Below are 21,347 nucleotides of genomic sequence, written 5' to 3' on the forward strand. Positions count from 1 at the left end.
AGCTGTCCAGTGCGCAAGACCTATTTTTTGCACGCTTCCGCAATCGCATTCACCGCGTAATCAATTTCTGCGATGCTATTGTATCTTCCGCAATATATACGGACAGTTTCATCAATCTCAGATTTCGATAAACCAATTGATGAAAGAACATATGATGGCTGTATTTGCCCACTTGAGCATGCGGATCCTTCCGAGATGCAAACGTCATTAGAAATAACATTGACAAAGGAGGCGGAATCTATGCCATCAAAGCCTAAGCTCAAACTTCCCGGCAACTGATTCAAATTTTCAACATTTCTCCTGAAGCGAACCTGATGCGCCTCCAGTCCTGCGACTAAGCGATCTGCTAGTGTACGGCAATGGACTTCGTCCTGTCCCAATCTTCCAACTGCAAGTTTGGCCGCAGCACCAAAGCCCGCAATCAACGGAGTCGGCAAAGTTCCCGGACGGAGACCAGCCTCCTGCCCGCCTCCATAAAAAAGGGGTCTAGGCCGGTATTGAGCGGCTGCAGATACAAAAAGGGCGCCGATACCCATCGGGCCATAGAGCTTATGAGATGACACGCTTGCGTAGTCGTAATCAGCAAATTCAACCGGCAACTTTCCGGCGATTTGGGCTGCGTCAACATGAATCATGGCGCCCACAGTGCGGATAATCGGTAATAACGCAGCAATTGGCTGGACAGTCCCGATCTCATTGTTCGCTGCCATAACGGAAACGAGGAGTGTTCGCTCTGATAGCATTTGTTCAAAGGTTGAGACATCGATTAGTCCGTCGCGCCTGACCGGACAAACATGAATGCTGAAACCCCGCGCCTTAAGGCTTTTTGCGGCGCTGAATACGCTCTTGTGTTCAATGGCGGAAATAATGAGTTCCCGACGCGGGTCATGCGCGGCTTCGGCTGCTGCGGCCACACCTAGAATGGCGATGTTGTTGGATTCTGTCGCCCCGGAGGTGAACACAAACTCCTGCGGTGATGCACCAAATAAGGTTGCGAGATTGGCGCGTGCCTCTTCTACTGAGGCAGCGGCAGCAATTCCACGGCGGTGAGGAGAATTGGGGTTGGCCGCATTGCGATGCCACCAAGGGGACATTGCATCCTCTGCCTCTGGCGCAAGTGGCGTTGTAGCATGGCCGTCCAGATAAATAGGTAGATTAAAACTGCCGTCCGACATCGGAAAAAGTCCACTGGCTTCACAAAGAATCGCGCGCTTGGCTGGACGTTATAGTGACTACATCGAAGTAGGTCTGCATCAAAGGAAGTTAGTCAACGCCAAATCGGAGTCCTATCGGGACATACCCGGATGCCACTGCACAGGGCATCGAGCAATCGCTAGGTGAGGTTGGCATTGCACAATCTTTGCCGACTTCATCTGATCGCTATCAAAGAGCACCAAGCGGTTGCCTTTGGTGCAACTCAATACCGACCAATGGCTCTGAACGTTTTTATCGATGTGGAGAATGACTGCAATTGATGTCACTGCTGCCGCGTCAGCGAACCATTTTGCGGGGTCTCGGCTAAGCGGCCCTAGCCCAAGCCGGCTTGGCCGGACCAGTCGAAAGTTATGACCGATGCGGCGCATATGGCGAATTGCGGCTTTGGCGACGTAGTCGAGTTCAACGCCGTCCATTCCCTCGTGAACGAGTTCTTCCGGAGCACAGATGCGCGCAGCAGTCCTCATCATCGTGCGGACAAGGCGTAGAGTGCCTTCCGCATCATCGAAGGCTTCAGGTTTGATCTTAAGCATGGCATTGGCGATGGAGTAAAAGCCGCAATATGCGTCGAGCGATCCCTGCCGAAACGGGCGGGCGGACCGGCTTACGGCGGCCGTTTCAACGACTTCCGGGTGTTTTCCCAACGTCACTACATTGCCCTCAGTATTCGTCAGAAAGCATAATAGTCATGATCCGCGTCGTAACCGCAGGGTCGGCAGGATTGGGCGAGCTAAAGCTCTCAGAGAGATCGTAGTAATCGATCTTGAACATGATACTGGTGGTGTCGATCTCGACCTCTCCGAAGTCATGCTCGCCATAGGGGTCGTTGTCCGGAGTGAAGGCAGAGTAGCTTTTTATGGCGTCAAATAACTGTTGCCGACGCTCGTCGGAAAGCGATTGCACGCCTGCCGTGAACAGTATTCGACCACCGCTCCCATGAATGCGAAGACGATCATTCAGCTCGCTGATACGGGCGCGCTCGGGCACATCGACGGCAAAATTGTTCTTGTTTTGTTCTTCCGCAAAATTCGCTGATCGCATAGTCAGTCTCCCTCTTCACATCATTCGGATTAGCCGGCGCTGGATGTCGTGATCGCCGTCGATGTAGGCTTGTGTGGTCTCAATCGACCGGTGACCAGCAAGCTGTTGTACGTCACGGAGCGAGCCACCCGCTTTCGAGATCAAGCGCACGGCTCGTGTCACAAACGTTCGCCGTCCCGAATGAGACGAACAACCTTCCAAATTGGCTTTGCGGCATGCTTGCGTGAACCAATTCACGATCGATTTCGGCGTCATTGGGAGTGGCGCTATAGGCTCACTCACCAATCCGTCAAATTGTGTTTCAACAGGCCCTCTTTCGCTGACAATCACCGGACCCTTCCGCATGTTCCGGCTTCTGAGTTTGGCAAGTGAGCGCTTCAGCTCGCTATGTATGGGGAGGCGGCGTGCGAGGCCGTACTTGGTGACCACACCGGGAAGCGTGATTACATTTGCCACATTGCCTCTCCCGTCCGTAACCATGGACCAGTCCAGCAATGCGATTTCGGAGGCGCGCAATCCCGCGCGGACACTCAATTGGACGATTGCCGAATTGCGAAGGGGATGCCGCGATTCAGTGGCGACCTTCAGGAGTCGCCTGATATCCGCGTCGGATAGGATTTTTGCCTGACCGCCGGCCATTTGATCCTCGGATGGGGGTGTGTTTGCACACCCATTGAATCACAGCAAAGCCATGCTCTCAAGTATAAAAAAACAACAATATCAGATATTTATGAAATTTTCCGGTCGCGGTTTTATCCGCGCCGCGAGTAACTCCTCCCCCACCGGCATAATCTCTATGAGGGCCGCGAGTTGCCCCCCGGCGGCACGGATAAACCATGACCGGAAAATAAGGAAGCACACAGGAAGTTCTCTGCAGTTCTCTCCCAAGTGAGTACTGCGTGAGTACTGGCAAAAACTCACCGAGAAATGCCTTCAGAGTGTTTCTCGTCCAAACCCCTGAATATATTTGGGAAAAATGGTGCCGCTTACGTGACTCGAACACGTGACCCCATCATTACGAATGATGTGCTCTACCGACTGAGCTAAAGCGGCCCGGCGAAGCGCCGTCATCGCCTGTTCGGGCGATGACGGGCTGATACAATCAAAGTTTCAGGAATGCAAGACGCGAGGGTCCGCTTTTCGCGGAAAAAGCGAGGGCGTCTCAGCCGCAGATCCGCGCGCGGGCGGCCTTGTATTCGCGTTCGAAGCGATCGACGAGCTCGGCGACGGGAACGACGGATTTCACCGCGCTGATGCCCTGGCCGCAGCCCCAGATCTCCTTCCAAGCCTTGGGGCCTTCTGTCGCCTTCTCGAAATCCATCTTGGAGGGCTCGGCGTCCGGCAGATGATCGGGGTCCAGGCCGACGGCGCGGACCGAGCCCTTGAGATAGTTGCCGTGGATGCCGGTAAAATAGTTGGAATAGACGATGTCGTCGGCCGCACTTTCGACGATCATCTGCTTGTAGGCGTCGACGGCGCGGGCCTCGGGCGTGGCGATGAAGGGCGAACCGATATAGGCCATGTCGGCCCCCATGGCCTGGGCGGCGAGGATGGCGCCGCCATTGGCGATCGCGCCCGACAACAGCAGAGGCCCGTCGAACCATTCGCGGATTTCCTGGACCAGCGCGAAGGGCGACAGCTTGCCGGCATGCCCTCCCGCCCCGGTCGCCACCGCGATCAGCCCATCGGCGCCCTTGCGGATGGCGGAATTGGCGTGGCGATTGTTGATCACGTCATGCAGCACCACGCCGCCATAGGAATGGATCGCCTGGTTGACCTCGGGCACCGCGCCCAGCGAGGAAATGACGATCGGAACCTTGTATTTCACGCACATCGTCAGGTCGTGTTCCAGCCGCTTGTTGGTCGTATGCACGATCTGGTTCACCGCAAAGGGCGCTGCCTTGCGGGTGGGATTGGCGGCGTCATGGGCGGCGAGCGTTTCGGTGATTTCGGCCAGCCATTCGTCGAGTTGGCTTGCGGGACGGGCGTTCAGCGCCGGAAAGGAACCGACGACGCCCGCCTTGCATTGGGCGATCACCAGCTCGGGATGGGAAATGATGAACAATGGCGAGGCGACGACCGGCAAACGGAGATTGTCGGTGAGAATGGACGGCAGGCTCATAGTCACTCCCAGGATGGACCAATTTCGCCGCCATGATAAACAAAGCCGGCGGAATTGTTCAACCTTGAATTTTCTACGGGACGGCCGCGTCGCCCTTTTTGGCTGCATTGCCGGTGTTTGCCGGGGATCGCACCCTCATGCGCGCTTGCAAGTGTGGCGGGGAATGTTTACCGAAATGCACGGTTTTTGAAACGAGCACGGGATTGAAACGACAGTGAGCGGTCTCGAACACGCTATCCGCAACGCGCTCGAACGCGCCGATCGCGCCGACCCGGAGATCCGCGCCCGGATCTATCAATCCGCACGGCACGCGCTCGACGCCGGCCTCGCCAAGCAGGAAGTCGAGGACGAGGAGGTGATCGCCCGGCAGCGCCAGCGGCTCGACGCCACGATCCAGGCGATCGAGGAGGAAGAGCGCGAAAGGCTGCGGTCCATGGCGCGGCTGGAAAAAGTGCTGATCGAGCGCGAGCCGGAGCCCGAACCGGCCGTCGCGCCGGAACCGCGTCTCGCCGCGCCGGATCGGGACGAGGATTTTTCCGTGACTGCGCCCGTTCGCGACAACGCCCATGGCGACGCGCGGACAGCCCCGAGCATCGAACTCGATCGCGGTGATCGGGCCGGCGGGGCGCGAAATGGCGCTGGATCGCTGGACGACATCGCTCCGCGCAACGACGAGGCTCTGGCGCGGCTCGTGGCGGACGATCGCCGCGCGCCCGCAGCCGCGCCGACGGCTGCGCCTATGGGTGAGATCCGAAAGACCAAAGGCGCCAGGCGCAAGTCCCGAGCCGAAAAGCCCCCAGAAAACGGCGCGGCTTCGTCTCCTTCCTCGTATCGCTGTTCGTCTATGCATGCTTTCTCGGGGCGGTCGGCTTCGGGATCTGGTGGGTCTACGCCACCGGCATGATCGATGTCGCACTCAAAGGCGAAGGCAATTTCGACCTCGTGCCCAAGGAATTGCAGACCGCCGCGCCGGCTGCGGCGCAATCCGAACCGCTCGATCCGCTGCGCCGCTTCTCCGGCGATTGGGTCAGCGTCTATAACGGCAAGGAGCCGAATGCGGTGTCGCCGCGCGGCCAGGCCCTGGTGACGCCCTTCAGCGACAGCGACGGCGAAGGCGCGACGATCGCCTCCAACGCGCCCGGCAAAGACGGCGAGGCGACGGTCGAGACACCCGAAGAGCTGTTGCAGACGCTCGCCGGCAAGACCGCGACGATCGCGTTGACCGTCAAGGCCGATGGCGATGTCCCGACGCAGATCTATGTTGAATGCGCCTTCGGCGCGATGGGCGGATGCGGTCGTCACCGCTTCACCGTCGGCAACGAGCGCAGCGACGAACTGATCCATGTGACGTTCGACGGCAAGATGGCCCCGTCCGAGGCGGGGCAGATCGTCATCAACAGCGACGTCATGGGCAAAGGCCGCAAGCTCAAGCTCTACGGCGTCCGCGTCCTGCCGGGATCCTGATTTCCCGAGCCCTCAAATAGAAAAGCGCCGGTTGCCGCCGGCGCTTCGACAGATCTTCGAGCCAGAATTGATCAGGCTTCCATCGCATAGCCCGCGCCGCGCACGGTGCGAATGACATCCGGCATGTTGGTGAGGTTCAGCGCCTTGCGCAGGCGTCCGACATGGACGTCGACGGTGCGTTCGTCGACATAGATGTCGTGGCCCCAGACGCCGTCGAGCAGTTGCGAGCGCGAAAACACCCGGCCCGGCGAAGACATGAAGAATTCCAAAAGCTTGAATTCGGTCGGCCCGAGCCGGACTTCGCGCGAGCGGCGGTGAACGCGATAGGTCTCGCGATCGAGTTCGACGTCGCCGCATTTCAGCACGGAGGAAATGGCGTTGGGCCGCACGCGGCGGAGCATGGCCTTGACGCGGGCCATCAGCTCCGGCGTGGAGAAGGGCTTGACGACATAGTCGTCGGCGCCGGTCGACAGTCCCCGCACGCGCTCGCTTTCCTCGCCGCGCGCGGTCAGCATGATCACCGGCAGACGCTCGGTTTCGGGCCGCATGCGCAGGCGGCGACACAGCTCGATGCCGGACACGCCGGGCAGCATCCAGTCGAGCAGCAGAAGATCGGGCACGCGCTCCTGAAGGCGGATGTCGGCTTCGTCGCCGCGGGCGATGACCTCCACGTCATAGCCTTCGGCTTCGAGATTGTAGCTAAGCAGGGTGCCGAGCGCTTCTTCGTCTTCGACCACCATGATACGGGGCTGCATGCGTTCTTACTCCATTCGCAAGCGAGCGGCGCCCGGCTCGACGCCGGGCGCTCAAGTCTCAGGTCACCCGGCGGGCTGCTGCACGACGGTGGCGGTGTTGTCGTCCTTGGGACGTTCGCCGACCGGCTGGGCGCCCGTGGTCATGTAGTAGATCGATTCCGCGATATTGGTCGCGTGATCGCCGATACGCTCGATGTTCTTGGCGCAGAACAACAGATGCGTGCAGGGCGTGATGTTGCGCGGATCTTCCATCATGTAAGTCAGCATCTCGCGGAAGAGCGAAGTGTACATCGCATCGATCTCCTCGTCGCGGAGACGGATGGCTTCGGCCTTTTCGGCCGACCGCGTCGCATAGACGTCGAGCACGTCCTGGAGCTGGGTCAGCGCCAGTTCGGAAAGATGCTCGATGCCGCGGGCGAGCGTGCGGGGAATGCCAGTGCTCTGCACCGCGATGACGCGCTTGGCGTTGGACTTGCCGAGATCGCCGACGCGTTCGAGATCGGAGGCGATGCGGAGCGAGCCGATGATTTCGCGCAGGTCGGCTGCGACCGGCTGGCGCTTGGCGATCATCAGCACGGCGCGTTCGCCGATCTCACGCTCGGCCTCGTCCATCACCACGTCCTGGGAGATGACGCGCTGGGCCAACGCCGCATCGGCGTTGACCAGGGCGCGGACGGCGTCGGACACCATCTGTTCGGCCATGCCGCCCATTTCCGCGATGCGGCGGGCGAGATATTTCAGCTCTTCGTCGAAGACGGAGTAGATATGGGATGCGCCCATGAATTTTTCCTCCAGCCGGCTATGCCAGCGTCACAAGTATCAGCCGAAGCGGCCCATGATGTAATCCTGGGTGCGCTGGTCATCCGGATTGGTGAAGATCTTGTCCGTATCGTTCTCCTCGACCAGATAGCCGAGATGGAACATGGCGGTGCGTTGCGACACGCGGGCGGCCTGCTGCATCGAGTGCGTCACGATCACGATGGTGAAGTTCTCGCGCAGTTCGTGGATCAGCTCCTCGACCTTGGCGGTGGCGATCGGGTCGAGCGCCGAGCAGGGCTCGTCCATCAGGATGACTTCCGGGCTGACGGCGACGGCGCGGGCGATGCAGAGACGCTGCTGCTGGCCGCCCGACAGGCCCGTGCCGGCTTCCAGCAGGCGATCCTTGACTTCGGTCCACAGGCCGGCGCGCTGCAGGCTCTGTTCGACGATCGTGTCGAGCTGCTGCTTGGTGCGGGCCAGGCCGTGGATGCGCGGGCCGTAGGCGACGTTTTCATAGATCGACTTCGGGAAGGGGTTCGGCTTCTGGAACACCATGCCGACGCGGGCGCGCAGCTCGACCACGTCGAGATGCGGGGCGTAGACGTCCTGACCGTCGAGCGTGATCTTGCCGGTGACGCGGCAACCGTCGATCGTGTCGTTCATGCGGTTGAGCGAACGCAGGAAGGTGGACTTGCCGCAACCGGAAGGGCCGATCAGCGCCGTCACCGTATTCTTGCGGATGTTGAGGTTGACGTCGAACAGGGCCCGCTTCTCGCCGTAATAGACGGAAACATCCTTACCGATCATCTTGAGGTCAGGCGTATCGCTCATCGGTTTTACCAGCGCTTTTTCAACTTCGATATCTGTCAGCATATTCATGGTCTCGGCTCCTCACCAGCGGCGTTCAAAGCGCCGACGCAACAGAATTGCGCCCAGATTCATCAGGATCAGGAAGATCAGCAGGATGATGATCGCCCCGGAGGTGCGCTCCACGAAGGCGCGCTCGGCTTCATTGGCCCACATATAAATCTGCACCGGCAGAGCCGTCGCGGGATCGAAGGGGTGGCGGGGAAATCCACCACGAAGGCGACCATGCCGATCAAGAGCAGCGGCGCAGTTTCGCCGAGCGCGTTGGCCAGGCCGATGATGGTGCCGGTCAGGATGCCGGGCATGGCGAGCGGCAGGACGTGATGGAACACGGTCTGCATCTTGGAGGCGCCGAGGCCGAGCGCCGCGGCGCGGATGGACGGCGGCACCGCCTTCAGCGCGGCGCGCGTGGCAATGATGATGGTCGGCAGTGTCATTAGCGCCAGCACCAGGCCGCCGACGACCGAAGCCGAACGCGGCATGCCGAGCATGTTGATGAAGATGGCCAGGCCGAGCAGACCGTAGACGATCGACGGCACGGCGGCGAGATTGTTGATGTTGACCTCGATGAGGTCTGTCCAGCGATTCTTAGGCGCGAATTCCTCGAGATAGATCGAGGCGGCGACGCCGATGGGCAGCGCCAGCGCCAGCACGATCACCATGGTGAAGATCGAGCCGATGATCGCCACGCCGAGACCGGCGGCCTCGGGACGCGAGGAGGCGCCCGTGGTGAAGAAATCGGGATTGAACTTCAGCTGCATAGCGCCGTCGGCCTTCAGCTTGTCCATGATGGCGATCTGGCTGTCCTTCACCTTGCGGTCGGCTTCCGGCACCGTCAGATCGATCTGGCCCTTATAGGCGGAGTCGATATCGGCGGCGGCGAGGAAGGTGACCGGCACGGTCTTGCCGATGACCTGCGGATTGGCGGCGACGACGTCGCGAAGCTGCACGCGCACGCTGTCGGACACCAGCGCCTTGATCGCCGACATCGCCTTGCGATCGGTCGTATCGACGCCTGCGACCTTGGCGACCGCATTGCGGGCGAGCAAGGGATAATTGGCCGTCACCAGAACCTGCGGATTCGTCGCGCGCTCATTGCTCGGGTCGATGACCTTTTCGGAGAATTCGACCGGCACGGTGATCATGGTCTGGAAGAAGGATGTATAGCCCTTCGACACGATGCTGACCAGCAGCATGACCAGGAAGAACAGGCCGAGCGAGATGGCGATGACGCCGTAGGCGCGGAAGCGGGCTTCGGCTGCGCGGCGCTTCTTGATGCCGATGTCGCGCGGGCCGGAGGCGACGGCGGCGCTGGCGCCGCCCTGGGTCAGGATCGCGTCGGTCATTCGTACTGCTCCCGGTATTTGCGCACGATGTAGAGCGCGTAGACATTGAGCGCCAGCGTCAGCACGAACAGCGTGATGCCGAGCGCGAAGGCCACCAGCGTCTGCGGCGAGGTGAATTCGAGGTCGCCCGTCAGCTGGTTGACGATCTTGACGGTGATGGTGGTCATCGGCTGGAAGGGCGAGAACTGCAGGTTGGCGGCGACGCCTGCGGCCAGCACCACAATCATGGTTTCACCGATGGCGCGGGAAGAGGTCAGCAGCAGGGCGCCGACGATGCCCGGCAGCGCCGCCGGCAGGATGACCTTCTTCATCGTCTCGGAACGGGTGGCGCCGAGGCCGAGCGAACCGTCGCGCATGGCGCGGGGCACGGCGGTGATGATGTCGTCGGACAACGAGGAGACGAAGGGGATGAGGCGGATGCTCATCACGAAACCCGCGGTCAGCACGCTCTGCGCCTCGATGAACGGCACGTCATTGCCGGTCAGCGCGCCCCACAGGGCGGCCGAGAAGTCGCGCAGGCCGGGACCCACCGACACCAGCGCGAAGAAGCCGTAGACGATGGTCGGGATGCCGGCCAGGATTTCCAACAGCGGCTTGACGGTGGAGCGCACCCGGTTGGACGCATATTCCGCCATGTAGATGGCGGCGAAGAGGCCGATCGGCACGGCGATCAGCATGGCGACCAGCGCGATGTAGAGCGTGCCGAGCAGCAGCGGGATCAGGCCGAACTGGCCGGCGGAATTGGCGTCGCCGGCGGCGGAGAAGCGCGGATCCCACACGGTGCCGAAGAAGAAATCCATCGGCGGCACGACGGTGAAGAAGTGGATGGTCTCGGTGATCAGCGAGCCGATGATGCCGAAGGTCGTCAGGATGGCGATCATCGACGACAGGATCAACGCGCCCAACACCACCATTTCGACCTGGTTGCGCGCGCGGAAGGCCAGCGACACGCGAGACAGGAAAAAAGCGGCGCCGGCGACCGAGGCGAGAATGGCGAGAAGCCCGACGATCGTCGCAGTCCGGCCGGCCGAAGCCCCATAGGCATAGGCCGCGTCGATCATGTAGGGCTGCGGAGCCTGGGCGAGCGGAACGCCCTTGGAGCCGAGGATCTGCTTGGCGCTGTCGATATTCGCGGTGATCTGCGCGGCTTCCTCGGGCGTCAGGCGCGACAGGCCGCCGGCGATGCCGGTGATCATGTGATACACGACATTCTGTTCCGGGGCCGTCAGGGCCTGAACGTCGGACGGCAAGGCGGCGTAAGTGGAGCGCTCGACGATATTGCCGCCGATCACGACGCCTGCGACATAAATCAACAAAGCCGGCAAAATAGCGAAAATCGCGGCATGGGCGCCGAAATAGCCCGGCCGCGAGTGCAATTTGGATTCATCACCCGCAGCAATGGTCAGCGCGCGGGACCTGCCCAGAAAATACGCGGCTGCACCGATGAGCAGGATGATCAGGAGAGTTAAGGCGCTACCCATTGTCATTCCTAACCGAGTTCAGGGCCTTATGCCCCCGTGACTTCAGGCGGAACGACCGGCGGCTTTCGCCGCCGGTCGAAACTCGATTACATGTTCTTCCATTCCTTGACGATGGCGCGAACGGCTTCGCGCTCGGCGTCCGGAGCCGGGATCAGGCCGTATTCGGCGAGCGGCGAGTCCGGGCCGATCATCTGGTCGGAGGTGAAGAATTCGACATATTCCTTCAGGCCCGGGACGGAGTCGAGGTGAGCCTTCTTCACGTAGAAGAACAGCGGACGCGACACCGGATATTCGCCCTTGGCGACGGTTTCGACGGTCGGCTGAACGCCGTTGATCGTGGAAACCTTCAGCTTGTCGGCGTTGTTTTCATAGAAGGACAGGCCGAACACGCCGACGGCGGTCTTGTTGGCGTCGATGCGGGCCAACGTTTCGGTGTAGTCGCCGTCGATGTCGACGGCCTTGCCATCCTTACGAACGGCCTTGCACTTCTTCTCGGCGTCCTTTTCGTCCATGCCGCCCTTCACCATCGCTTCGAGAGCGCCGGCTTCCTTGCAGCCTGCGATCAGAACCTTCTCTTCGAAGACTTCGCGGGTGCCGTGCTTTTCGCCGGGGATGAAAGCCTGAACGGCGGCGTCGGAGAAGGAGGCGTTGACCTGCTTCCACGTGGTGTTCGTGTTGGCGGCCAGCTTGCCGTCGACCGGAATTTCAGCGGCGAGAGCGAGGTAGACGTCCTTGGGGGTCAGGGGCATGTCGGCGGCCGACTTGTCGGTGGCGAAGACGATGCCGTCATAACCGATGCGAACTTCGGTGATGTCCTTGACGCCGTTGGCGGCGCAGGTCTCGATTTCGGACTTCTTGATCGCGCGCGACGCGTTGGCGATGTCGATGGTCTCCGGGCCGGCGCCCTTGCAGAATTCCTTCAGGCCTGCGGAGGAACCGCCGGACTCGACGACCGGAGCCTTGAAGTCGGGATAGGTTTCGGCGAAGTTTTCAGCGACGATCTTCGCATAGGGAAGAACGGTCGAAGAGCCGGCGACGTGGATCTGGTCGGCGGCGAAAGACGCGCCTGCGAAAGCGACGGAGGCGACCAGCGCCGCCATGGTGGTGTGTGCGAGTTTCATAGTGGTTCTCCCGTTCGGGCTTGATGGATCGCGCCTGGCGCGGCGCCCTCGGCCTTTTCGTGTCCGGCCGAGTTCTGATTAGACCCCGGACACCACCGCTTTTATGTCAATTCGGTGAAAGATTTATGACAGCGCAACCCACTGTAAAACAATGATAATATCGACCCCGGGCGTCAACGCTCCGGCTATTGTGTCAAAAGCGCACGGTAAAGGCGCTGCCTTTGCCCAATTCCGACTTGATCACCAGGCGGGCGCGATGGCGGGTGAGAATATGCTTGACGATCGCCAATCCCAGACCCGTGCCTTTTTTGGAGCGACTGCTTTCGACATTGGCGCGGTAGAAGCGCTCCGTCAGGCGCGGCACATGCTCTTCGGCGATGCCGGGCCCATAGTCGGCCACCGTGACATGGGCCGCCTGCCCCTTGGCCGCCGGCTCCAGCTTGATATCGACGGCCTTGCCTTCCTGTCCGTATTTGCAGGCGTTTTCGATGAGGTTCTCGAACACCTGGGTGAGTTCGTCTCGATCGCCCATCACCAGCACGGGCTCCTCGGGAAGATGGAGCCTGATCTCGACTCCGAGATCGCCGGCCAGCGGCGCCAGAGCATCGGCCACCGAGCCCAAAAGCGGAACCAGATCCACCTCGTCGCCGGGAGCCAGCCGGGCCTTGAGCTCCAGCCGGGACAGCGACATGAGATCGTCGACCAGCCGGCTCATGCGGGTCACCTGCTCGAGCATGATGTTGAGGAAGCGCTCCTGCGCCTTGACGTCGTTCTTGGCGGGGCCGAGCAGCGTTTCGATGAAGCCGCGCAGCGAGGCGAGCGGCGTGCGCAATTCATGCGAGGCGTTGGCGACGAAATCGGAACGCATGCGGTCGATGCGGCGCGCCTCGGAGATATCGCGGAAGATCAAGACGTAGAAGGCTCCCGCGCCGTCGATCGGTTCGGCCCGGACCATGCGCACGAGATACACGCTTTCGGACGGCACGGTCGCGGCGAATTCCACTTGCCCGTTGCGGCCGCTCGCCAGTGCATCGCGGATCATGTCGGCCACGACCGGCATCCGCACTTTCACCGAAATATGCTGCCCCGGATCGACGGGGCCGAAAATATGCTGGGCGGAAGGGTTCTGGTAGAGGACGTTGGCCTTGAGATCGAGAACATAGACGGGGCTGTCGAAACCGGCGAAGGCGGCCTTGACCTCACGGAGCGGATCGATGGCGGCCGGCGTTTCGTCCGCCGCCGGCGCGGGCGCCGGGACGGGAGCGCGCGCGGCCAGGCTCGGCAAGACGGCGAGCGTCATCACGGCGACCGCCACCCAGGAATTTGTTCCGGCCGCAATCAGCGCCGCAACGCCGGCGGCGGCCATCAACAGACTGAAAAAGTGGCGCGCCATCCATTCTCTCACCGCTTTTCCCACCTGTCTTGCCATGCCGTGATCTCATCCTCCCGAGGCGGTGCATTGCGTCGAACCGACGACCGCATGCATCATGCGCGTCGCCGCCGCGTCGAGCGCTGACCAGAATCGCCACCTGGCTTAGAGCCGGTCTCCCTTCCTAACGCTGGATTGTGACAGGTTTTTTCATGGCGAACTTGAAATCGCAAGTCGCTTATGTCCAGTTTGATATTTCAGGCGCTTTGCATGGAGGAAGCCGCATGGCCGAAGACGAAGTACATACGCCCGTCCCGCTCGATATAGGCGGGGAAAGACGCGTATTCGATATCGAAAACCCGACTTTGCCCGATTGGATCGAGGCGGAAGCGCTATCGTCGGGCGGCTATCCCTACAAGAAGAAGCTGGACGAGGTCGAATACGCCAAGACGCTCGAGGAGTTGCAGGAGGAACTGGTCAAGGTTCAGTTCTGGCAGCAGGACACGGGCGCCCGGGTGAGCTGCCTGTTCGAAGGCCGCGACGCCGCCGGCAAAGGCGGCGCGATCCAGGCGCTGATGTCCTATATGAACCCCCGCAATGCGCGCGTGGTGGCGCTGACCAAGCCGACCGAGACCGAAAAAGGCCAGTGGTATTTCCAGCGCTACATTTCGACGTTCCCGACCCGCGGTGAATTCGTGAATTTCGACCGCTCCTGGTACAATCGCGCCGGCGTCGAGCCGGTCATGGGCTTCTGCTCGCCTGAAGACTACGAGCATTTTCTCGAAAGCGCGCCGCGGCTCGAAAAGTTGATCACCGGCGACGGCATCCATTTCTTCAAATTCTACATCGACATCGGCCGAGAGATGCAGCTCAAGCGCTTCCACGACCGCCGGCACAGCAAGCTGAAATGCTGGAAACTGTCGCCGATGGATATCGCCGCGCTGAGCAAATGGGACGATTACACGCAAAAGCGCGATCGCATGCTCAAGGAGACGCATACCGATCACGCGCCATGGACGGTGGTGCGCGGCAACGACAAGCGGCGGGCGCGGCTCAACATCATCCGCTCGGTGCTGGGCGCGCTCGATTACAAAGGCAAGGACAAGAAGGCGATCGGCGAGATCGACGACAAGATTCTCGGCGGCCCCAAGATCCTGAAGTGACGGCGGCCCGAAACGACGAAAGCGGCCCCCGGGCCGCTTTCTCATATCTGTCTCCGCCCTATCCGTTCAGCGAACGCGGCGACGCTCCGCAGAAGGCTGGTAAGCCAGCCGCTGGTGGAAGGTGCAGTAGGGTGAGGTGTCCGGGGAGTCGTTGCCGCAGAAGCAGAAGTCTTCCTTCAGCGGATCGCCGAGCGGCCATTTGCAGGTCCGCTCGGTGAGACGGATGAGCGGCACGCGACGGAAGATCGGCACGACCACATTGTCCGACGAGGTCTCGACGACCTCCATCGCATCCATTTCGACTTCTTCCTTCAGCATGGTCGCGCCGGCGGGGCGCGCCACGGTGCGGGTGACCGGACGTTGCTGCGCGAAGGTGGCCTGCGCAGGACGCGCCGCCGTCGGCTGCGCGGCAGCCGGACGCTTGGGAGCGCGCGACGGAGCGGCGCCGCCCGACTTGGCGCGACCGGGCAGATTGAGACGGTGAACCTTGCCGATGACCGCATTGCGGCTGACGCCGCCCAACTGGGCTGCGATCTGGCTGGCGCTCAGTCCTTCGGACCAAAGCTTTTTCAGCCTCTCGACGCGTTCGTCAGTCCAGTTTACGCTATTTTCCATTGGGGCGTTCCTTCTGCGGAATCCCTCACCGAGGCCCGGCGTCGCCGAAGCTCGAAACGCTCTACATTTCCGGTGACTAGTTCCGCCGCATGCAGGTCTAGTAATCTGTTCTTAAGGTAGTGACCCGGTGACTCCGTGACAAGGCCATGGCGATTCCGGGGGAATCGTTTTTCGAGTTATCCCCAAGATTGATTTGTCAATCAGATTCGCGATGGCCCGTTTCGAGACGTTCCGGCGCCGTTCGGCGCCGCTCCGATCTCTCCCAATTGAGGGTTTTTGTTGACGGAACCACGGGAAATGTGCAATTTGCCCGCGCCGCCCTATAGGGCGGCATTTTTCGTTTTCGCTTGTGGAAAACACGAGCGCCGCCTGCCTGAAACATGACGGAAGGATGACTGCCATGGCCGCTACCTCGCCCCTTTACGAGACATACGCCCGCGCGCCCCTCCGTTTCGAGCGAGGCGAAGGCGTCTGGCTGATCACCGAAGGCGGCGAGCGCTATCTCGATTTCGCCGCAGGCGTCGCGGTCAACGTGCTCGGCCATAGCCATCCGCATCTGGTCGAGGCGTTGAAGGCCCAGGCCGAGAAATTGTGGCATACCTCCAATCTCTACCAGGCCCCGGGGCAGGAAAAGCTCGGCGAGCGCTTGATCGAGAACACCTTCGCCGACAAGGTGTTCTTCACCAATTCCGGCGCCGAAGCGTTGGAATGCGCGATCAAGACGGCGCGCCGCTATCACTATTCAAAGGGACAGCCCGACCGCTACCACATCATCACCTTCGAAGGCGCCTTCCATGGCCGCACCATCGCGACCATCGCCGCCGGCGGCCAGCAGAAATATATCGACGGCTTCGGCCCCAAGGCGCCCGGCTTCGACCAAGTCCCCTTCGAGGATCTCGACGCCGTCAAGGCCGCGATCACCGACGCCACCGCCGGCATTCTGCTCGAGCCCGTGCAGGGCGAAGGCGGCCTTCGCACCTTCTCGCCGGAATTCCTCAAAGAGATACGCGCGCTGTGCGACGAGCACGGCATCCTGCTGATCTTCGACGAAGTGCAATGCGGCGTGGGGCGCACCGGCACGCTGTTCGCCTATATGCAGATGGGCGTGACGCCCGACATCATGGCGGTCGCCAAGGGCATCGGCGGCGGCTTTCCGATGGGCGCCTGCCTGGCTACCGCGGACGCCGCGTCCGGCATGGTCGCCGGCACGCATGGTTCCACCTATGGCGGCAATCCGCTCGCCATGGCGGTCGGCAACGCCGTGCTCGACGTCGTGCTGTCGGACGGTTTCCTGCAGCATGTGAAAGATCTCGGCCTACAGTTTCGCCAGGGGCTCGAAGGGCTGAAGGACCGTTTCCCCGACGTGATCGAAGAGATCCGCGGCCGCGGGCTGATGATCGGCGTCAAGGCCAAGGTTCCCGCCGCTGATCTTCTGCAGGCGCTTCGGTCCGAACATGTGCTGACGGTGATGGCGGGCGACAATGTCGTGCGCGTGTTGCCGCCGCTGATCACCACGGCGGAGGAAGCCCGCGAGGGCCTGGCGCGGCTGGAAAAGGCTGCCGAGACGCTGCGCGCGGAAAAGCTGTGATGAGGCTTGGTCGCCTCCCGCTTTCCCGCTAGTCTCTCACTTCAGCAGTCCAAGGAACTTATGATGACGTCCCATCGGCATTTTCTCGATCTTTCCGCAGTGTCCGCCGACGATCTCCGGCATATCCTCGACGACGCCAAGACCCGCAAGGCTTCGACGCGCGACGGCACGGCCGGCAAGCCGCTGGCCGGCAAGATGCTGGCGATGATCTTCGAGAAGCCGTCCACCCGCACCCGCGTGTCCTTCGATGTCGGCATGCGCCAGCTCGGCGGCGAAACGCTGTTTCTGTCGGGCACCGAAATGCAACTCGGCCGCGCCGAAACGATCGGCGACACCGCCAAGGTGCTGTCGCGCTATGTCGACGCCATCATGATCCGCACCACGGATCACAACCGGCTGCTCGAACTCGCCGAGCACGCCACGGTGCCCGTCATCAACGGCCTGACCGACGCGACGCATCCCTGCCAGATCATGGCCGACATCCTCACTTACGAAGAGCATCGCGGCTCCGTGAAGGGCAAGACGATCGCCTGGACGGGCGACGGCAACAATGTGCTGCATTCGCTCGTCGAGGGCTCGGCCCGCTTCGGCTACCGCATGAACATGGCCGTTCCGCTCGGCTCGGAGCCCGACGACAAATATCTCAACTGGGCGCGCAACAACGGCGGCGAGATCATGCTCTGCCATGACGCCGACCGGGCCGTGGACGGCGTCGACTGCGTGGTCACCGACACCTGGGTGTCGATGAACCAGGAGCACAAGGCGCGCGGCCACAATGTCTTCATGCCGTTCCAGGTCAATGCCGAGCTGATGAAGAAGGCCGATCCCAAGGCGCTGTTCATGCATTGCCTGCCGGCCCATCGCGGCGAAGAGGTGACCGACGAGGTGATCGACGGGCCGCAGTCGGTGGTGTTCGACGAAGCCGAAAACCGCCTTCATGCGCAGAAGTCGGTCCTGGCCTGGTGCCTCGGCGCCATCTGAACACCTTGAATCGGCCTGGTGATCGCCTATTTACCTCCCTTCAAACGAAGGGCATGACATCGCATGCCGCAAGACCGAGACCATCATGACAGTGGACATTACCAATCCCGGGGCCACGCCCCTTCGCCGGCGATGACCGGGTCGTGCCGTTCCAGGTGGAAGGGCTCGATGTGCGCGGCCGCGCCGTCACGCTCGGCCCGCTGACCGACGCCATCCTGTCGCGCCACAATTACCCCGCCCCCGTCGCCCGGCTTCTCTCCGAGACGATCGCGCTGACGGTGCTGCTCGGCACCTCGCTGAAATTCGAGGGCAAGCTGATCGTGCAGACCCAGACGGACGGACCGGTGAATTTCCTCGTTGCGGATTTCGCCGCGCCCGACGCCGTGCGCGCCTATGCCCGCTTCGACGACGACGCGCTCGCCGCAGCCGTCAAGGCCGGGCAGACGGAACCGCATCAATTGTTGGGCAAGGGCGTGCTCGCCTTCACCATCGATCAGGGTGAGCACACGCAGCGCTATCAGGGCATCGTGGCTCTGGACGGCGAAACGCTGGAGGAAGCGGCTGCCGCCTATTTCCGCCAGTCCGAGCAGATCCCGACCAAGGTGAAGCTCGCCTCAGCCGAACTGTTCGATCGCGACGCCGACGGAAAGATGCGCCACAGCTATCGCGCCGGCGGTCTCGTCGTGCAGTTCCTGCCCGAAGCGCCCGAGCGCATGCGGCAACGCGATCTTCATGGCGGCGACGGCGACAACGGCCATGACTTCGAGGAAGACGACACCTGGTCGGAAGCCCAGATGCTGGCCTCCACGGCCGGGCCCGAAGAATTGACGGACCCCGATCTCGGCGTCGAGCGGCTGTTGTTCCGGCTGTTTCACGAACGCGGCGTGCGCGTCTACGACGCCCAACCGGTGTTTGACCGTTGCAGCTGTTCGGAAGACAAGATCCGCGGCGTGCTGCAGGGGTTTACGGCCGAAGAGATCGCCTCGACCATCGAGGACGGCGAGATCCAGGTGACCTGCGAATTCTGCTCGACGCGCTATCGTTTCAAGCAGGAAGAGTTCATCGTCCCCAATTGATCAGGAACGCGCGTCGCGAAACAAGGCGCGCGTTTTTCGTGACGTCGAGGTTCAGTTCAGCGTGCGCTGCAGGCCCGGCGCATCCAATGAGAAGGCCGGAATGGCCACGTCGAACATTTCGCCCGTATCCGCCAGCATCTGGTAGTGGCCGAACATCATCCCCGAGGGCGTGTCGAGCGGGCAGCCGGAATTATATTCATAGGTGTCGCCCGGACCGAGCACGGGCTGTTCGCCGACCACGCCGGGACCGGTGACCTCGTCGATCTGGCCGTTTTCGTCGGTGATGTGCCAGTATCTGTTCATCAACTTGACGCCCGTCGCCGAGTTGTTGGCGATGACGATCCTGTAACCCCAAACATAACGGCTGTCGGCCGGATCCGATTGCTCGGCCAGATAATAAGGCTCGACAGTGACTTCAATGCCCCTGGTCGTCGCTTGATACATACCGCTCATCCGAGTTCTGCAAATTTCATGGTATAAATTTCCTAACGTCTTTGTCCGGCAAAGGTCAATATTCGGTGGGGCCATCTCGGCCCCGTCCATTACGAATGCAGAGAAATGCGGCAAATTCAGGCGGTTGGCAATTCGGAAACGCCGCCATGGGCCGCCGACCAGGACAAGGGGTCGTTGAGGAAGGTTTCGACGGAAGCGAGTGTGTCTTTATCGAACAGGTCCTGCTCCCGCGCCGCCGCCAGCACGTCCCGCCAGGTGGCGATATGGTGCAGTTGCACGCCGCCATTGGAAAAGCGGGCTTCGGCCTCCCCGAAGATGCCGTAGAAGAACAGCGCCATGCCGTGATCGACCACGCCGCCCGCCTTGCGCACCGCCTCGATGAAGGTGAACATCGAGCCCCCGGCGGTGGTCAGATCCTCAATCACCAGCACGCGCGCGCCGGGCTTCATCTCGCCCTCGATCTGCGATGTGCGGCCATGGCCCTTGGGCTGCTTGCGGACATAGATCATCGGCAGCGACAGCCGGTCGGCGAGGAGGGCCGCGAAGGGAATGCCCGCCGTCTCGCCGCCCGCGATGCAATCGAAGGCCTCGAAGCCGGCCTCGGCGGTGATCGTCCGCGGCGAAATCCATGATCGCCGAGCGGATGCGCGGATAGGAGAGAAGCTTGCGACAATCGATATAGACCGGGCTGCGCATGCCCGAAGCGAGCTTGTAAGGATCGTCCGCCCGGAAATGCACCGCCTTGATTTCCCAGAGCATCCGCGCCATCAGGCGGGCATTGACGGACTTGTCGTTGAAGGCGTTGGAAAACATCGGCGGACTCCTGCGCGGGTGGACTGATCGCGCTTAGCAGGAACGACGGCGCGATGGAAGCCGAACCGGGTCAATCTACGGCAAAGGCCGCCTCGATCCAGTCGGAGAAGGCGCGCGCGGCGGGAGACGGTGCTCCGAAAGACCGCGCAACGAGGAAGTAGCACCCGCAATCGACTTCGGCGCCGAACGGCGCGACGAGTGCGCCCGAGGCCAGTTCGCCGTCGATCATCCGGGGATCGAAGAGCGCCGCGCCATGACCGCGCAGCGCCGCCTGAAGCGCCAGGCCGCCATCTGCAAACACCGTGCCCTTCTCCGCCGGCGGCTCGACGCCGACGCTTCTGAACCAATCGCTCCAGCCGCTGCGGTTTTCCTCATGCAGCAATGGAACATTCGCGAGATCCCCCGCACAGGCCAGGCGATGGTCCGCGGCGAAGGCCGGGCTCATTACCGGCCGACAATGGGTTCGCAACAGCAACCGCGCCTCCACCCGAGGCCAGGACGTCGCTCCCCGGCTGTGGCGAACAGCGAGATCGACGGCGCCGCCGCGAAATTCAACGAGACGAGGATCGGCGTCGATTTCCACGTCGATCTCGGGCCGCAGATGCCTAAACTCCTGGATATGGGGCGCAAGCCAGAGCGCGGCGAAACCGGGTTCGGCGCTGACTTTCACCGCGCCCGACGGCTGCCGGCCGGCTTCGCCCAGCGCCGCGTCGATCCGGTCGAAACTCAGCGTCGCCTCGGCGAGCAGCGCCCGGCCCTTCTCCGTCAGTTCGACGCCGCGATGCACGCGAGTGAAGAGCGGTTTGCCGACCAGGCTTTCGAGCTCGCGGATCTGTCGGCTGATCGCCGCCTGCGACACATGGAGCTCTTCGGCGGCCTTGGAGAAGCCGCCGAGCCGGCCGGCGGCTTCGAAGGCGCGCAAAGCGGTCAGAGGCAGGCGGGCGCGCTTCATTTCTTTTATAACCTCAGGTTATCCGAAGGCCCGACTATAGTCGTTTGAACCCGCGCCGCAACCGGCGGATAACACTGGCGAAAGGAGAACCGCCATGTCGAACGCCATTTACGAGGTTCTGATGGAGACGATGCGCCTGCTCACCTTCACCGCTTGCCCGCCGCAA

General features: G+C 61.9%; 21 protein-coding genes, 1 tRNA gene and 1 pseudogene. 6 read left to right on the forward strand and 17 right to left on the reverse strand.

Features of this window, described 5'->3' with window-relative positions:
* Nucleotides 1–20: 20 nt before the first annotated feature.
* The 6 genes from H2O14_RS10595 to H2O14_RS10620 all read right to left on the reverse strand — a co-directional run bounded on the left by H2O14_RS10595 (nt 21) and on the right by H2O14_RS10620 (nt 4,378).
* Complete coding sequence (locus H2O14_RS10595; RefSeq protein ID WP_182827625.1) at nt 21–1,175, reverse strand: cysteine desulfurase family protein; 1,155 nt, start codon at nt 1,173–1,175, stop codon at nt 21–23.
* A 111-nt stretch (nt 1,176–1,286) separates the two neighbouring features.
* Nucleotides 1,287–1,865, reverse strand: coding sequence for a hypothetical protein (locus tag H2O14_RS10600; protein WP_182827626.1), 579 nt, complete (start codon nt 1,863–1,865; stop codon nt 1,287–1,289).
* Nucleotides 1,866–1,875: 10 nt separating this feature from the next.
* A complete protein-coding gene (locus H2O14_RS10605) occupies nt 1,876–2,256 on the reverse strand; it encodes a DUF3768 domain-containing protein (RefSeq protein ID WP_182827627.1) in 381 nt (126 codons plus the stop codon).
* Between the two features lie 15 nt (nt 2,257–2,271).
* Entirely contained in the window at nt 2,272–2,895 is a 624-nt protein-coding gene (locus H2O14_RS10610; RefSeq protein WP_182827628.1) for a tyrosine-type recombinase/integrase, read from the reverse strand.
* A gap of 338 nt (nt 2,896–3,233) precedes the next feature.
* Nucleotides 3,234–3,309, reverse strand: a tRNA-Thr gene (locus H2O14_RS10615).
* Between the two features lie 109 nt (nt 3,310–3,418).
* Nucleotides 3,419–4,378 carry a nitronate monooxygenase family protein gene (locus H2O14_RS10620; RefSeq protein ID WP_182827629.1) on the reverse strand — a complete coding sequence of 320 codons (960 nt, stop codon included), beginning with the start codon at nt 4,376–4,378 and terminating at the stop codon, nt 3,419–3,421.
* Between the two features lie 214 nt (nt 4,379–4,592).
* Here H2O14_RS10620 and H2O14_RS29385 point away from each other — a divergent pair, with 214 nt between their 5' ends.
* Together H2O14_RS29385 and H2O14_RS10630 are read left to right on the forward strand one after the other, a co-directional pair.
* Nucleotides 4,593–5,282 carry a hypothetical protein gene (locus H2O14_RS29385; RefSeq protein ID WP_182827630.1) on the forward strand — a complete coding sequence of 230 codons (690 nt, stop codon included), beginning with the start codon at nt 4,593–4,595 and terminating at the stop codon, nt 5,280–5,282.
* Nucleotides 5,279–5,842 carry a hypothetical protein gene (locus H2O14_RS10630; RefSeq protein WP_182827631.1) on the forward strand — a complete coding sequence of 188 codons (564 nt, stop codon included), beginning with the start codon at nt 5,279–5,281 and terminating at the stop codon, nt 5,840–5,842. Before H2O14_RS29385 ends, H2O14_RS10630 begins: the two co-directional genes overlap by 4 nt.
* Before the next feature lie 71 nt (nt 5,843–5,913).
* On the opposite strand, the gene phoB is transcribed toward H2O14_RS10630, so the two are convergent.
* The 7 genes from phoB to phoR all read right to left on the reverse strand — a co-directional run bounded on the left by phoB (nt 5,914) and on the right by phoR (nt 13,600).
* On the reverse strand, nt 5,914–6,597 hold the full coding sequence (gene phoB / locus H2O14_RS10635; protein WP_137155448.1) for a phosphate regulon transcriptional regulator PhoB: 684 nt from the start codon (nt 6,595–6,597) through the stop codon (nt 5,914–5,916).
* A gap of 63 nt (nt 6,598–6,660) precedes the next feature.
* Nucleotides 6,661–7,377 (reverse strand): phosphate signaling complex protein PhoU, encoded by a 717-nt coding sequence (phoU, locus tag H2O14_RS10640; RefSeq protein WP_182827632.1) that lies wholly within the window; start codon nt 7,375–7,377, stop codon nt 6,661–6,663.
* 39 nt (nt 7,378–7,416) lie between these two features.
* On the reverse strand, nt 7,417–8,235 hold the full coding sequence (gene pstB, locus H2O14_RS10645; protein ID WP_182827633.1) for a phosphate ABC transporter ATP-binding protein PstB: 819 nt from the start codon (nt 8,233–8,235) through the stop codon (nt 7,417–7,419).
* Nucleotides 8,236–8,312: 77 nt separating this feature from the next.
* Entirely contained in the window at nt 8,313–9,569 is a 1,257-nt protein-coding gene (locus H2O14_RS10650; RefSeq protein WP_409526915.1) for a PstA family ABC transporter permease, read from the reverse strand.
* Nucleotides 9,566–11,050, reverse strand: a complete 1,485-nt coding sequence (gene pstC / locus H2O14_RS10655; protein ID WP_182827634.1) for a phosphate ABC transporter permease subunit PstC — start codon at nt 11,048–11,050, stop codon at nt 9,566–9,568. Before pstC ends, H2O14_RS10650 begins: the two co-directional genes overlap by 4 nt.
* A gap of 86 nt (nt 11,051–11,136) precedes the next feature.
* A complete protein-coding gene (locus H2O14_RS10660; protein WP_409526951.1) occupies nt 11,137–12,150 on the reverse strand; it encodes a PstS family phosphate ABC transporter substrate-binding protein in 1,014 nt (337 codons plus the stop codon).
* A gap of 214 nt (nt 12,151–12,364) precedes the next feature.
* The gene (gene phoR, locus H2O14_RS10665; RefSeq protein WP_409526916.1) at nt 12,365–13,600 is read right to left on the reverse strand and encodes a phosphate regulon sensor histidine kinase PhoR; all 1,236 of its coding nucleotides are present in this window, start codon (nt 13,598–13,600) and stop codon (nt 12,365–12,367) included.
* A gap of 224 nt (nt 13,601–13,824) precedes the next feature.
* On the opposite strand from phoR, the gene ppk2 reads away from it, so the two are divergent.
* Nucleotides 13,825–14,703 (forward strand): polyphosphate kinase 2, encoded by an 879-nt coding sequence (ppk2, locus tag H2O14_RS10670; protein ID WP_182827636.1) that lies wholly within the window; start codon nt 13,825–13,827, stop codon nt 14,701–14,703.
* A 66-nt stretch (nt 14,704–14,769) separates the two neighbouring features.
* On the opposite strand, the gene H2O14_RS10675 is transcribed toward ppk2, so the two are convergent.
* The gene (locus H2O14_RS10675; RefSeq protein ID WP_182827637.1) at nt 14,770–15,318 is read right to left on the reverse strand and encodes a GcrA family cell cycle regulator; all 549 of its coding nucleotides are present in this window, start codon (nt 15,316–15,318) and stop codon (nt 14,770–14,772) included.
* Between the two features lie 400 nt (nt 15,319–15,718).
* Between H2O14_RS10675 and H2O14_RS10680 the strand changes: the two genes are divergently transcribed.
* The 3 genes from H2O14_RS10680 (at nt 15,719) to H2O14_RS10690 (ending at nt 18,963) form a co-directional block, all read left to right on the forward strand.
* A complete protein-coding gene (locus tag H2O14_RS10680; RefSeq protein WP_182827638.1) occupies nt 15,719–16,906 on the forward strand; it encodes an aspartate aminotransferase family protein in 1,188 nt (395 codons plus the stop codon).
* A gap of 63 nt (nt 16,907–16,969) precedes the next feature.
* Nucleotides 16,970–17,887 carry an ornithine carbamoyltransferase gene (gene argF, locus H2O14_RS10685; protein WP_182827639.1) on the forward strand — a complete coding sequence of 306 codons (918 nt, stop codon included), beginning with the start codon at nt 16,970–16,972 and terminating at the stop codon, nt 17,885–17,887.
* Between the two features lie 104 nt (nt 17,888–17,991).
* Complete coding sequence (locus tag H2O14_RS10690) at nt 17,992–18,963, forward strand: Hsp33 family molecular chaperone (RefSeq protein ID WP_182829335.1); 972 nt, start codon at nt 17,992–17,994, stop codon at nt 18,961–18,963.
* A 51-nt stretch (nt 18,964–19,014) separates the two neighbouring features.
* Here H2O14_RS10690 and apaG read toward each other — a convergent pair whose 3' ends face one another.
* From apaG to H2O14_RS10705, 3 genes and pseudogenes are all read right to left on the reverse strand, one after another.
* Nucleotides 19,015–19,407: a Co2+/Mg2+ efflux protein ApaG gene (apaG, locus tag H2O14_RS10695; protein WP_182827640.1), complete on the reverse strand. Its 393-nt coding sequence runs from the start codon at nt 19,405–19,407 to the stop codon at nt 19,015–19,017.
* 125 nt (nt 19,408–19,532) lie between these two features.
* Nucleotides 19,533–20,229, reverse strand: a pseudogene (locus H2O14_RS10700) (orotate phosphoribosyltransferase).
* Nucleotides 20,230–20,299: 70 nt separating this feature from the next.
* Nucleotides 20,300–21,181: a LysR substrate-binding domain-containing protein gene (locus H2O14_RS10705; protein WP_182827641.1), complete on the reverse strand. Its 882-nt coding sequence runs from the start codon at nt 21,179–21,181 to the stop codon at nt 20,300–20,302.
* Between the last annotated feature and the right edge of the window lie 166 nt (nt 21,182–21,347).

This window comes from Rhizobium sp. G21, assembly GCF_014158035.1.
Taxonomy (GTDB): domain Bacteria; phylum Pseudomonadota; class Alphaproteobacteria; order Rhizobiales; family Rhizobiaceae; genus Rhizobium_E.

Excerpts from the sequence above, each read along its gene's own strand:
- H2O14_RS10595 (WP_182827625.1), bottom strand. The coding sequence starts at position 1,175 with ATGTCGGACGGCAGTTTTAATCTACCTATTTATCTGGACGGCCATGCT.
- H2O14_RS10605 (WP_182827627.1), bottom strand. The coding sequence starts at position 2,256 with ATGCGATCAGCGAATTTTGCGGAAGAACAAAACAAGAACAATTTTGCC.
- H2O14_RS10610 (WP_182827628.1), bottom strand. The coding sequence starts at position 2,895 with ATGGCCGGCGGTCAGGCAAAAATCCTATCCGACGCGGATATCAGGCGA.
- H2O14_RS10620 (WP_182827629.1), bottom strand. The coding sequence starts at position 4,378 with ATGAGCCTGCCGTCCATTCTCACCGACAATCTCCGTTTGCCGGTCGTC.
- H2O14_RS10630 (WP_182827631.1), top strand. The coding sequence starts at position 5,279 with ATGATCGATGTCGCACTCAAAGGCGAAGGCAATTTCGACCTCGTGCCC.
- phoB (WP_137155448.1), bottom strand. The coding sequence starts at position 6,597 with ATGCAGCCCCGTATCATGGTGGTCGAAGACGAAGAAGCGCTCGGCACC.
- phoU (WP_182827632.1), bottom strand. The coding sequence starts at position 7,377 with ATGGGCGCATCCCATATCTACTCCGTCTTCGACGAAGAGCTGAAATAT.
- pstB (WP_182827633.1), bottom strand. The coding sequence starts at position 8,235 with ATGAATATGCTGACAGATATCGAAGTTGAAAAAGCGCTGGTAAAACCG.
- H2O14_RS10650 (WP_409526915.1), bottom strand. The coding sequence starts at position 9,569 with ATGACCGACGCGATCCTGACCCAGGGCGGCGCCAGCGCCGCCGTCGCC.
- pstC (WP_182827634.1), bottom strand. The coding sequence starts at position 11,050 with ATGGGTAGCGCCTTAACTCTCCTGATCATCCTGCTCATCGGTGCAGCC.
- H2O14_RS10660 (WP_409526951.1), bottom strand. The coding sequence starts at position 12,150 with ATGGCGGCGCTGGTCGCCTCCGTCGCTTTCGCAGGCGCGTCTTTCGCC.
- phoR (WP_409526916.1), bottom strand. The coding sequence starts at position 13,600 with ATGGCAAGACAGGTGGGAAAAGCGGTGAGAGAATGGATGGCGCGCCAC.
- ppk2 (WP_182827636.1), top strand. The coding sequence starts at position 13,825 with ATGGCCGAAGACGAAGTACATACGCCCGTCCCGCTCGATATAGGCGGG.
- H2O14_RS10675 (WP_182827637.1), bottom strand. The coding sequence starts at position 15,318 with ATGGAAAATAGCGTAAACTGGACTGACGAACGCGTCGAGAGGCTGAAA.
- H2O14_RS10680 (WP_182827638.1), top strand. The coding sequence starts at position 15,719 with ATGGCCGCTACCTCGCCCCTTTACGAGACATACGCCCGCGCGCCCCTC.
- argF (WP_182827639.1), top strand. The coding sequence starts at position 16,970 with ATGACGTCCCATCGGCATTTTCTCGATCTTTCCGCAGTGTCCGCCGAC.
- apaG (WP_182827640.1), bottom strand. The coding sequence starts at position 19,407 with ATGTATCAAGCGACGACCAGGGGCATTGAAGTCACTGTCGAGCCTTAT.
- H2O14_RS10705 (WP_182827641.1), bottom strand. The coding sequence starts at position 21,181 with ATGAAGCGCGCCCGCCTGCCTCTGACCGCTTTGCGCGCCTTCGAAGCC.